The 11,858-nt window shown below is 72.4% G+C and carries 8 protein-coding genes; 6 read left to right on the top strand and 2 right to left on the bottom strand.

Going from position 1 to position 11,858, the window contains the following annotated elements; genetic code table 11:
• Positions 1–4 precede the first annotated feature (4 nt).
• Positions 5–781, bottom strand: coding sequence for a VOC family protein (locus H6693_04350; GenBank protein ID MCB9515399.1), 777 nt, complete (start codon positions 779–781; stop codon positions 5–7).
• Positions 782–926: 145 nt separating this feature from the next.
• Here H6693_04350 and H6693_04345 point away from each other — a divergent pair, with 145 nt between their 5' ends.
• The 6 genes from H6693_04345 to H6693_04320 all read left to right on the top strand — a co-directional run bounded on the left by H6693_04345 (position 927) and on the right by H6693_04320 (position 10,949).
• Positions 927–1,517: a hydrolase gene (locus H6693_04345; protein MCB9515398.1), complete on the top strand. Its 591-nt coding sequence runs from the start codon at positions 927–929 to the stop codon at positions 1,515–1,517.
• A 2-nt stretch (positions 1,518–1,519) separates the two neighbouring features.
• Complete coding sequence (locus H6693_04340; GenBank protein MCB9515397.1) at positions 1,520–1,777, top strand: hypothetical protein; 258 nt, start codon at positions 1,520–1,522, stop codon at positions 1,775–1,777.
• Positions 1,778–1,864: 87 nt separating this feature from the next.
• Positions 1,865–4,417 (top strand): heparinase II/III family protein, encoded by a 2,553-nt coding sequence (locus H6693_04335; protein MCB9515396.1) that lies wholly within the window; start codon positions 1,865–1,867, stop codon positions 4,415–4,417.
• A gap of 95 nt (positions 4,418–4,512) precedes the next feature.
• Positions 4,513–5,631 carry an isocitrate/isopropylmalate dehydrogenase family protein gene (locus H6693_04330; GenBank protein MCB9515395.1) on the top strand — a complete coding sequence of 373 codons (1,119 nt, stop codon included), beginning with the start codon at positions 4,513–4,515 and terminating at the stop codon, positions 5,629–5,631.
• Positions 5,632–5,670: 39 nt separating this feature from the next.
• Complete coding sequence (locus H6693_04325) at positions 5,671–6,789, top strand: DUF3524 domain-containing protein (GenBank protein MCB9515394.1); 1,119 nt, start codon at positions 5,671–5,673, stop codon at positions 6,787–6,789.
• A gap of 128 nt (positions 6,790–6,917) precedes the next feature.
• A complete protein-coding gene (locus tag H6693_04320) occupies positions 6,918–10,949 on the top strand; it encodes a response regulator (GenBank protein ID MCB9515393.1) in 4,032 nt (1,343 codons plus the stop codon).
• A 6-nt stretch (positions 10,950–10,955) separates the two neighbouring features.
• On the opposite strand, the gene H6693_04315 is transcribed toward H6693_04320, so the two are convergent.
• Positions 10,956–11,858: a DMT family transporter gene (locus tag H6693_04315; protein MCB9515392.1), complete on the bottom strand. Its 903-nt coding sequence runs from the start codon at positions 11,856–11,858 to the stop codon at positions 10,956–10,958.

Genomic DNA, 11,858 nt, shown 5'->3' with positions numbered 1-11,858 from the left:
GAGACTAGGCCTCGCCCGGTCGGTAAAGCGCGATGCTGGCGCCCTGGGGGTCGGTCAGCACCGCGACGCGGCCCACGTCGCCGATGTCGGTGGGCGGCAACTCCACGCGAGCGCCCAGGGACTGGGCGCGCGCGGCCGTGGCGTCGACGTCCACGGCGCGCACGTAGGGCAGCCACTGCGGCGGGGCGGCGGCGTCCGGCGGCATCGGCATGACGCCGCCGATGCCCACCTCACCCACCTTGAGCACGCGGTAGAGGCCCATGGCGCCCATGTCCATCGTCTCGACGGTATAGCCGAGCAGATCGGCGTAGTGCAGCGCCGCGTCCTCGGGCTGCTTCGAGAGCAGCTCCACCCAGATGAAGTCGCCCGGCGCGCGCGAGGCGGTGTCCTGCACGGCCGGCGCGTTGCTGGGCCGGAAGGGGCACCAGACGGCGCCCTGGGGATCCGTGCAGGCCGCCATGCGCCCCACCTCGGGGACGTCGTCCGGGCCGGCCAGCGTCGCGCCGCCGGCGGCCTCGTTGGCGGCCAGGGTGGCGTCGACGTCGTCCACGCTGAAGTAGGTGACCCAGCGCGCGGGCTCGCCGGGCTTCACGCTGCGGTCGTCGAGGCCGCAGATGGGCCGCTCGCCCACGGCGAACATCAGATACTCGCCCGCGCCGCTGGCCCAGGGCACTTCCTTCCAGTCGAAGAGGGCCGTGTAGAAGCGGCGGCAGGCCGCGGCGTCGGGGGTGAGGATCTCGTACCAGACGGGAAGGCCGCGAACCGGGGACGTCGCGTTCATCGCACGCTCCTTGGAGGCGTTGGCGAATGGCGGGCGGACGGGCCGCCCGCGGGAGGTGGCGACACTATAGCGGGCGGCGGCGCGCCCTTCAACTCCGGCGGCCGATGCGCTAGACTGCCGGGCTCCGGCTGCCGAGGAGAAGGCCATGACCCCGACGACACCGACACGCGACGAGGCCTGGGCGCTGCTCTGCCGCTACACGGCGAGCGACGCCCTGCGCAAGCACGCCCTCGCGGTGGAGGCGGTGATGCGCCACTTCGCGCCCCGCTACGGAGGGGACCCGGAGCTCTGGGGCGTCGTCGGGCTGGTGCACGATCTCGACTACGAGCAGTTCCCCGACGAGCACTGCGTCCGCACGGCGAGCATCCTCGGCGAGGAGGGCTGGCCGGAGCCGCTCATCCGCGCGGCGATCAGTCACGCCTATGGCATCTGCACCGACCTGGAGCCCCTGAGCGACATGGAGAAGGTGCTCTTCGCGGTGGACGAGCTCACGGGCCTGGTGGCCGCGGCCGCCCTGGTGCGCCCCAGCCGCAGCGTGCTGGACCTCGAGCCGTCCTCGGTGAAGAAGAAGTGGACCAACGCGCGCTTCGCCGCCGGAGTGGACCGCGCGCACATCGAGCGGGGCGCCGAGCGCCTGGGGCTGCCGCTAGAGGCGCTCATCGCCGAGACCATCGCCGGCATGCGCGCGCGCGCGGAGTCCCTGGGCCTGGCGGGCGCGGTCGCCCACGGAGGTTGAACATGCAGTCGGTGGCCTGTCCCAATTGCCTCAGCGAACTCGACGCGCACCCGGAGCCCGGCGCGCCTGACGCCTTGCGCTGCCCGGTCTGTCACTACGCCCAGCGCGACTGCCCGCGCTGCGGGGGCGTGATGGTCAAGCAGGTGCTGGCGCCCGAGGAGCTGCAGATCGAGGCCACGGGCCTCCCCCTGGACCGCTGCGAACTGCAGTGGATCTGCCAGTCGACCGACTGCGGCGCGGCGCTGGACGCGGTCCCCTAGCGGTCGGCCTTGGACGTCCCCCGGACTTCCTGGTAAAATGAAGGGGTCGGTGCACTGGCTGAAATCCACCAGCCTTGGAGGCCCCCTTTGCCCCCTCGACGCCGCGCTGCGCTCGCCCTCGCCGCGCTCCTGCTGATCGCGCTCGTCCACGGGCGGCAGGCGAGAGCGGACTACGACGCGCTGCATCCCCGCTTCCTGGTGGACCCCGCGCTGATCGCCACGCTGCCCGACTCGGTGGCGGCCGATTCGGTGCGCGCACGCACCCTCTACCTGATGCAGACGATGGGGGAGGTTTACGACGGCCTGTCGCCGAGCGTGATCCTCGGTTCGAACGGGGGCATCACCACCGTGCCGACGCTGGGGCTGCTCACCCAGCTCGCGGACGAGCCCCTGGCCAGCTCCGTGCGCGACAAGCTGCAGGAGGTGGCCGGCTACCTCGTCGCGAACGAGGACGTCTTCGGCTCCGGCGACGATCTGTCCGCCGCGCTGCGGCTGCGCAGTCTGCTGCACATCTACGACCTCGCCTGGTCCGGCGCGGACAGCGCCGCCACGGCCGCGCTCTTCACCGAACTGCGCGACTACCTCGACGTGATGACCACCGACTTCGTCTTCACTCGCGGGATCTACAACCCCTACTGCAGCAATCACAGCATCGCCATCGGCGCCGCGCTGCAGCAGGCCGAGCTCACGCTCCGCGACGACTGGCCGGGCGACACGCTGCTCGTGCAGGCGAAGACGCTGGGCGGTCACCTGGTGCAGAAGGCGCTGACGGACCTGCTCGGCCAGGACGGCAGCTACGGCGAGGGCGGGCTCTATCTCGGCTTCGTCTTCCGCTTCCTGCCGGCGCTCTGGGAGGCGCAGCGCCGGATCGACGGGCTGACCGCCTGGGACGACGCGCAGATCGGCGCGGTGCTGGAGTGGGCGGCCTACTCGCTGCTGCCGCAGGGCGGCGGCTACTGCCTGAATCGCAACGACTGCAACGAGTCGAGCCGGCCGCTGGCCCTGCACTCGACGCTCTGGGAGTGGGCGCAGTACCGTCAGCCCGATCCGCGCTTCGCGCGCTGGGTACAGGACTGGATCAGCGGCGCGCACGGGTTCAACTACTCGTCCGTGGGCGACTACACGGCCACGCTGCTCTGGCACCGCGCGGGCGCCCAGCTGCCGCCCCAGGGGCTGCTGGACGGCGAGCGGCTCTTCCCCGACCAGGGGCTCTACGTCTACCGGCGCGGCTGGCCGGGCGATCCGCTCGCCCAGAGCGTGCACTTCACGCTGCAGGCGGGGACCTTCCGCGGCGGGCACTGGCAGGAGGACGTCGGCCAGTTCACGCTGCGCGCCTTCGGCCAGACCTTCGCCATGGACCATGGCACCGGCGATCCGGCGAAGCAGACCGAGTCGCACAACCTGCCGCTGGTCGACGGCGTGGGACAGCACAACGCCGGCTCGAGCATCGGCACGGACGGCGTCCTGACGCGCGTGGTGGACCGCGGCTTCTGCCGCGTCCTCCGCGCGGACATGGAGCCGGCCTACACGAGCCACTCGCCCTACAACGATCCCGACCAGCCCCTGCCCGGCACCGACTGGTCCTGGGGCTACGACGGCGGGAACCCCATGCTGCTGGCCGACCGCTGGGTGCTGCTGCTGCCGGACGCGGCGCCCGCCGCGCCAACGCTCTACCTGCTCGACGACCTGCAGAAGGACACCGTGAACCACGACTACCAGTGGCGGCTGCACGTCGGCCAGCAGCTGGCGCTGAGCGTCAGCGCCGATCGCTACACCTTCGCCGGCCCGGCGGGCGGCATGGACGCCCACCTGCTCGTCCCGGCGCCGGCGAGCACGGGCTGGAGCGCCGCCGACTACGACAACGGCAACGACGATCCCGACAGCCGGCTCCTCACCGTCGACTACACCGCCATGAAGGCGCGCTTCCTCTGGGAGCTGGAACTGCTGCCGGACGGCGCGACGGCGCCGACCGTGACCACCGAGCGCTTCGACAACGGCGTCCACGCCGTGCGCGGCGAGGGCACGGACCTGCAGCGCGACCTGGTCGCCGCCTGGGACGGCCCGCTGGACAAGGAGGACGTCACCCTCGTCGGCCGCTTCGGTCTCGTGGAAGTCCGCCCGGAGGGCACGCGCACCCTGCTCGTGCAGGGGAGCAGCCTGATCCTGCACGACCGCCTCTACGTGGACCTCTCCGAGACGGGCTGGGTGTCGGCGGACCTCGACACGGTCTGGCTCTCCAGCGATCGCCTGGACTTCCAGGTCTTCGCCCCGGCGGCCACCGCCGTCATGGCCGGCGACACGCCCGTGCCCTGGGTGCGCGTGGGGGACTACGTCGAGCAGGACGACGCCGCCGCCGTCCCGCCGGCCGCCGGCTCCCCCTGGCGGCTGCGGGTGGCGGGCGTCGACCAGGTGGCGCTGTCGCTCTCGGGGCCGGGCGCGACGCGCGCGCGGGTGGACCTCTACGACGTCCGCGGCCGGCACGTCCGCCAGCTGCTGGACGGCCCCCTGCCCGCGGGGGTCAGCACCCTGCACTGGGACGGCCGCGACGGCGCCGGTCACCGCGCGGCCTCGGGGCTCTATCTGGCCCGCCTGCGCAGCGCCACGGGCGAGGCCAGAGGGCGGGTGCTCCTGCTCCGCTAGGCCGGGCTTGCCAGGGCCCGCGCGGGCGGGTACATTGCTCGGCGCTTCGACACTTCTTCCTTCCGCCACACCGAGATTCGCAGAGGAGGACTCCCGTGGCCGCCTACAAGATCGCCTGGCTCCCCGGAGACGGCGTCGGCAACGACGTGATGGAAGCCGCCCGCCTGGTGCTGGACGCCCTCAAGCTCGACGCCGCGTACACGCACGGCGACATCGGCTGGGACTTCTGGTGCAGCGAGGGCAACGCCCTGCCCGACCGCACCATCACCATGCTCCACGCGAGCGACGCCGCGCTCTTCGGCGCCATCACCAGCAAGCCGGTGGCGGAGGCGGAGAAGGAGCTGGACCCCTCGCTGCAGGGCAAGGGTCTCGTCTACTTCAGTCCCATCGTCCGGCTGCGGCAGGAGTTCAACCTCCACACCAATCTGCGGCCCTGCAAGGCCTACCCGGGCAACCCGCTGAACTACAAGGACGGGATCGATCTCGTCGTGTTCCGCGAGAACACCGAGGGCCTCTACACGGGCCTCGAGGCGCATCCCGTGCCCGACGAGCTCTTCGCCATGATGACCAAGCACATGCCCAAGGCGAAGCGCTTCGCGGACGTCCCGCGCGACGAGATGGCCATCACCACGCGCCTGGTCACGAAGGCCGGCTGCGCGAGCATCACCCGCCAGGCCTTCGAGTACGCCAAGGCCAACGGCAGGAAGTCCGTGACGCTGGTGGAGAAGCCCAACGTGCTGCGGCAGACGGGCGGGCTCTTCACGCGCACGGCGCGCGAGGTGGCGAAGGACTACCCCGGCATTCCGCTCTGGGAGACGAACATCGACGCCATGTGCATGTGGCTGGTCAAGAACCCCCAGGACTACGACGTGCTGGTGGCCGGCAACATGTTCGGCGACATCATCAGCGACCTCGCGGCCCAGCTCGTGGGCGGTCTCGGCTTCGCGGCCAGCGGGAACATCGGCGACAAGTTCGCGGTCTTCGAGCCCACCCACGGCAGCGCGCCCAAGTACGCGGGTCAGTACAAGGTGAACCCGATGGCGATGTTGCTCTCGGTCAAGCTCATGCTCGACTTCCTGGGCGAGACCGCTTCGGCGACGCGCCTGGAGGCGGCCATCGCCAGGGTCATCGCCGAGGGCAAGGTGCGCACCTACGACATGGGCGGCGCGAACAGCACGCTGGAGATGGCCGAGGCCGTCGCCAGGGCGCTCTAGGCGACGCGTGAGGCCGTGCGGACCGGAGGGCAGGACGCGTTGAGCGCGAGCCCTCCGGTCCACGCGCGTCCCTGGATTCTCATCGAGCCCTACTACGGCGGCAGCCATCGCCATCTGATCGACGGCCTCGTGGCGCGCCTGTCCGGCCCGCTTCGCTTCGAGCGCTGGACCCTGCCGCCGCGCCGCTGGAAGTGGCGCATGCGGGGCGCGGCCCTGCACTTCGCCGAGCGCTGGCGGCGGGAGCGGCCCGACGCTGCGGGGATCTTCGTCACCTCGCTGCTCGACGCCGCCGCCCTGCGCGGACTGCTGCCGCGCGAGGCCGCCGCGCTGCCTCTGCTGCTCTACTTCCACGAGAACCAGCTCGCCTATCCCGTGCGCGTGGACGACCGCCGTGACGAGCACTACGCGTGGACGAACGTCCAGAGCGCGGCGGCGGCGGACCGCGTGCTGTGGAACAGCGCCTACAACCGCGACAGCTTCCTGACGGCGCTGCCGGAGTTCCTCCGGCGTCTGCCGGCGCCGCGGCTGCCCGGGCTCGTCGAGCAGCTGCGCGCGCGTTCGACCGTGCTGCCGGTGCCGGCCGCGCTCGCGGAGCTGGCGGCGCGGCCGCGCGCGGCGCGGGAGGGCCCGCCGCGCATCCTGTGGAACCACCGCTGGGAGCACGACAAGGGCCCCGAGGAGTTCTTCGCCGCGCTGATCGCGCTGGCGGGCGAGGGACTGGAGTTCAGCGTCTCCGTGCTCGGCGAGCGCTTCGCCGCCACGCCGCCGATCTTCGACGTGGCGCGTGAGGCGCTGGGGACGCGCGTCGCCCACTGGGGCTTCCTCGAGAGCCGCGAGGCCTACGCCGAGGCCCTGGGCGAGGCCGACCTGGTCGTCTCCTGCGCCCGGCACGAGTTCCAGGGGCTCGCGCTGCTGGAGGCGGCCGCGGCGGGCGCGCTGCCGCTGGTGCCGGACGCGCTCGTCTACCCGGAGCTCTGGCCCGCGTCCCGTCGCTACCCGCCCGGGCAACTCGAGGGCGCGCTGAGGACGCATCTGCTCCAGCCGGAGCGCTGGCGGGGTGAGGAGTGCCGCGCCGCGGCGCTGGCCCACGACTGGTCCGCCCTGGGCGGGCGCTGGCGGGAGCTCTTCGCCACGGCGGGGCGCGACGGGGACGTCTAGCCCCTGTCGCTCGCGCGGCCCGTCTCCCAAATCTTCTCAAGCAAGTGCGCCACGAGGCCGATTCCCCAATGGCGACACGTCGGCCGCGGTGGCCGCCGTGCGCGAACTCCCACGGTTTCGGCGGCGCGATGAGTCGACTGCGTGTCCTGCTGTTCGTCCTCTGCCTCGGTCCCGCCGCGTCGCGCGCGGCGGAGAATCCCTACGCGGAGCTGGGGCTCGTCTACGCGCAGAACGTGGACACGGGCGAACTGGGCTTCAACCTGCAGAACTGGTGCGGCGTCCAGGACAGCCTGGGCTTCGTCTACGTGGGCAACACCAGCGGGCTGCTGCAGTACGACGGCGTGCGCTGGCGGCTCGTGGAGGACCTGGGGCCGAACATCGTGCGCGCCCTGCACCTCGACCGGCGCGGACGCATCTGCGTGGGCTCGCGGGTGGACTTCGGCGTCCTCGAGCCGGACTCGCTGGGCGTGCCCCGGCTGCGGTCGCTGCGGCCGCTGCTTCCGGCGGGCGCGCGCGAGGTGGAGGAGATCTACTCCATCGCGGAGACCGACGCGGGCGTCTACTTCCAGGGGCGCGCGGGCGTGTACCTGTGGACGGGCGGCGCGGACTCGCTGCGCGTGTGGCGGGACGGCGGCGAATTCAAGGGGCTGTGGGAGGCCGGCGGCGGCGTCTACACGCGACTCGAAGGGCGCGGCCTGGCGGAACTCGGCGACGACGGACGCTTCCACCTGATTCCCGGCGGCAAGGCCTACGCCGACAAGCACGTGACGGTGGTTCACGCGGCGCCGGGCGGCGGGCTGCTGGTCGCCTCCTACGACGACGGCCTCCTGCGCTACGAGCGCGGCGCGTTCGCGCCCTTCGCTCCCGCGCTGCACGAGCGCCTGCGCGAGGCGCAGGTCTACGAGATCATCACCCTGTCCGACGGCAACCTCGCCCTGGGCACGCTCCGCCAGGGCGTGATGCTGCTCTCGCCCGCCGGCGAGCTGCTGACCGTGCAGGACGAGTCGGTCGGCCTCATCCACAACATGGTGCTCGGCCTGTTCACCGACCGGCAGGACGGCCTCTGGGTGGGCACGGACAGCGGCATCTCCCGGCTCGAGCTGCCCGGGCGGCTGAGCAGCTTCGACCAGCGCCTGGGGCTGGAGGGCTCGGTGGAGGCGCTGGCGCTTCACGACGGCAGGCTCTACGCGGCCACGTCCTGGGGCTTCTTCGCCAGCACGCGGCGCACGGACGGCCGTTTCGGCTTCACGCGCGTCGAGGGTGTGGACACGCAGTGCTGGGCCCTGCTCGAGACGCCCTCGGGTCTGCTGGGCGGCTGCAACGAGGGCGTCTACGCGATCGACGGTGAGACGGCCACGCCCGTGGAGAAGGACCTCAGCGTTCGGGCGCTGGCGTCGAGCCTCAGCGAGCCCGACCTGGTGCTGGTGGCCCACGACGAGGGCGTCTCGCTGCTGCGCGCGCCGGACGCGACGGGAAGCTGGCGCCGGGAAGGCCGGCTGGGCGGCCTGTCTGCGGCGGTGCGCGGCGTCCAGCAGGACGCCGACGGCACGATCGTGGTGGCCTTCGAGCACGACAGCGGCCTGCTGCTCGCCTACGGCGATGGCTACGCGGCGGCGCCGTCGCTGCGCGTGGATCTGGGGCCGGAGCAGGGGGCGACGGCGGACTGGAACCTGTCCCTCTTCGCGCTGGGGGGCCGCGTGCGCGTTGGCGCCGAGCACGGTCTCTACCGCATCGATCCGGACTCGCTGGCGATGGCCGCCCTGCATCCCCTGGTGCCGGACTCCAGCTTCGGTCCCCAGTTCGCCGATGGCAAGCTGGACGTGAGCCTGCTCGCACAGGGCGCCGGCGGCGAGGTCTGGGCCTACGCGGGGCCCGACGTGGGCCGGGTGCTGCCGCGGGAGGACGGCGGCTATCGCTGGGATGCGACGCCCCTGAAGCGCATGCCCCCCGTGGGCAGCACGTCCCTCCTCATCGAACCGAGCGGCGTGCTCTGGTCGGGCAACAACTACGGCTTGCTCCGCTACGATCCGCGCATCGAGAAGCGCCAGCTCGACGTGTTCCGGCCGGTGATCGCCAGCGTGACGCCCGCCGGTTCGGACTCCCTGCTCTTCGGCGGCAGTCCGCGCGCCGACCTCGACGCGCCCGCCTTCCCCGCCACGCTCAACGCGCTGCGCTTCAGCTTCGCGTCCACCAGCCTCGACGCGCCCGATCGCGCCAGCTACCGCTACTTCCTCGAGGGCTTCGACCGCGGCTGGTCGGAGCCGACCGCGGAGCAGCACAAGGACTACACGAACCTCCCCGGCGGCAGCTACCGCTTCCGCGTCAAGAGCACGGACGCCCACGGCGTCGAGAGCGGCGAGGGTGTCTTCCCCTTCGCGATCCGCTACCGCTGGAGCGAGACCTGGTGGGCCTACGGCTCGCTGGGCCTGGCGTTGCTGGGCGCCGTGTGGGCGCTGGGCCTGGGACTGAACCGCTATCGCATGCGCCGGCTCGAGGTGCGGGTGAAGGAACGGACCTCGCAGCTCGTTCGCCTGGTGGGCGATCTGCAGGCCTCGCAGCAGGAGGCCGAGCAGGCCCGCGCCGAGGCCGAGGCGGCGACGCGGGCCAAGAGCGAGTTCCTGGCCACCATGAGCCACGAGATCCGCACGCCGATGAACGGCATCATCGGCATGGCGCAGCTGCTGATCGACAGCGCGCCGAACCCGGAGCACCGCGACTACCTGGAGATCATCCGCAGCTCCGGCGACGCGCTCCTCGTGATCATCAACGACATCCTCGACTTCTCGAAGATCGAGGCCGGCCAGCTGGAACTGCAGGACGAACCCTTCGCCCTCCGCGACTGCGTGGAGGAGGCGCTGGACCTCGTGGCGCTGCGCATGGCCGAGAGGCGTCTCGAGCTGTCCTGCCTCCTCGCGCCGGACCTGCCGCTCACGCTGAAGGGCGACCACCAGCGACTGCGGCAGATCCTGCTGAACCTGCTGTCCAACGCGGCCAAGTTCACCGAGCGCGGCGAGGTGTCACTGACGGTGGCCTCGCGCTCCACCAGCGGCGGACGCGCCGAACTGCACTTCGCGGTGCGCGACACGGGCATCGGCATCTCGCCCGCCGGGCAGCGACGTCTCTTCCGCTCCTTCAGCCAGGTCGACGCCTCGACCTCGCGCAAGTACGGCGGCACGGGACTGGGCCTGGCCATCAGCAAGCAGCTCTGCGAACTGATGGGCGGACGCATCTGGGTGGAGAGCGAGGAGGGGAAGGGGTCGACCTTCCACTTCACGCTTCGCGCGCAGGTCCTGGAAGCCGCGCCCGCGGGCGGGGCGCCGGACGGCGTGGGCGCGGGTCGCCGCGCGCTGCTGGTGGAGGACAACGCCTCGAGCCGCGCCGCGCTGCAGGGGCAGCTGCGCGCGCTCGGCTTCAGCGTGGAGGCGGCGGCGAGCAGCGCGGAGGCGCGGCAGCTGCTGGGTGGCGAAGAGCGCTGGGATCTCGCGCTCGTCGACGAGGACCTGGGCGGCCTCGACCGCGGCAACTGCGCGCGGCAGGTGGCCGAGGCCCTGGCGCCTTCGAACGTGCCCGTCCTGCTGCTGCAGGGACATCCCACCGGCGGGCCGGGCGATCCCGCCTTCCGGGGCGCCCTCAACAAGCCGGTCAAGGAGAGCCAGCTGCGGCAGCTCCTGGGCATGCTCTTCGCCGACGACGCGGACGCCGGTACGACGCCCTCACCTGACGCGGCGTCGCCGGCCGGCCAGGACCCCACGGCCCGCGCCGAGGGGGCCTCGACGGAGACAGCGGTCCGCATCCTCCTGGTGGAGGACAACGCGGTGAACCAGAAGGTCGCCATCAGCATGCTCAAGCGCATCGGCTTGCGGGCGGATCTCGCGGAGAACGGGCTGGTCGCGCTGCAGCGTCTGCAGGAGCAGCGCTACGGGGTCGTCCTCATGGACATGCAGATGCCCGAGCTCGACGGCCTCGGCGCCACGCGCCGCATCCGCGCGGAGCTGCCGCCGGAGCGGCAGCCGCACATCATCGCCGTGACGGCCAACGCGATGAAGGGCGATCGCGAGCGCTGCCTCGAGGCGGGCATGGACGACTACGTCAGCAAGCCCCTGCGCACCGAGGACCTGCAGGCGGCCCTGCAGCGCGCCGGGCTGCTGGTCGCGCACTAGACCCCGTCAGAGCAGGAAGAGCGCGACGGCGCCGGCCACCGCCAGCAGGGTGCCGGCCACGGCGCGCACCCCGACCCGCTCCCTGAACACGAAGCGGCCCACCGGCAGCAGGAAGATGGGCGGCAGGGCCATCAGCGTGCTGGCCACGCCGAGCTCCGTGCGCGCGATCGCCACCATGGCCAGCCAGACGCCCGCCACCGGACCGAAGGTCATGCCCCCGAGGATCGTGCCCAGCGCGCGAGGCTGTTCGCGAAGCCGGCGGAAGGTGAGCCGCACCTGCCGCTGGGCCAGCGCGAGGATCCAGATGCCGACGGCCGCCGCGCACATGCGCAGCACGTGGGCGGAGAGGGCGGGGAGGCCGTCGCCCAGGCCCTGCCGCGCGAACACGAGGCCCAGCGCCTGACCGGCCCCCCCGCCCAGCGCCAGCAGGAGTCCGGGCGCCAGGGAGCCGTCGGGGGCGCTCTGCGGGCCCGTCCTCGGCTGGCGTTCGCTTACCACCCAGCCCACGCCGGCGAGGGTCACCGCCATGGCCAGCACCTGCAGCGGGCCCAGGCGCTCCCCGAAGAGGACGCGGGCCAGCAGTGCCGCGATGAGGGGGTTCAGGCTGTAGACGAGCATCGTGAGCCGCGGGCCGATCAGCACGAAGGCGCGGAAGAGGCAGGCGTCGCCCGCCACGAGCCCCACCAGACCGGAGAGCGCGAGCCAGAGCCAGCGGGTGGCGTCGAAGGCGGGGAGCGGCGCGCCCGTCAGCGCGAAGTGCAGCAGGACGAGCAGGGGCGCCGCCCCGAGCAGGCGGATGCGATTCACCACCTGCGAGCCCACGCGGCGCCCGGCGAGCGAGAAGAAGGTGGGACCCAGCGTGAAGCCGAGGCTGGTGCCCAGCGCGGCCAGCTCGCCGGCGTGACTCAC

The organism is Candidatus Latescibacterota bacterium (assembly GCA_020633725.1).
Taxonomy (GTDB): domain Bacteria; phylum Krumholzibacteriota; class Krumholzibacteriia; order JACNKJ01; family JACNKJ01; genus VGXI01.
This window is presented reverse-complemented; position numbering and strand designations above follow the sequence as displayed.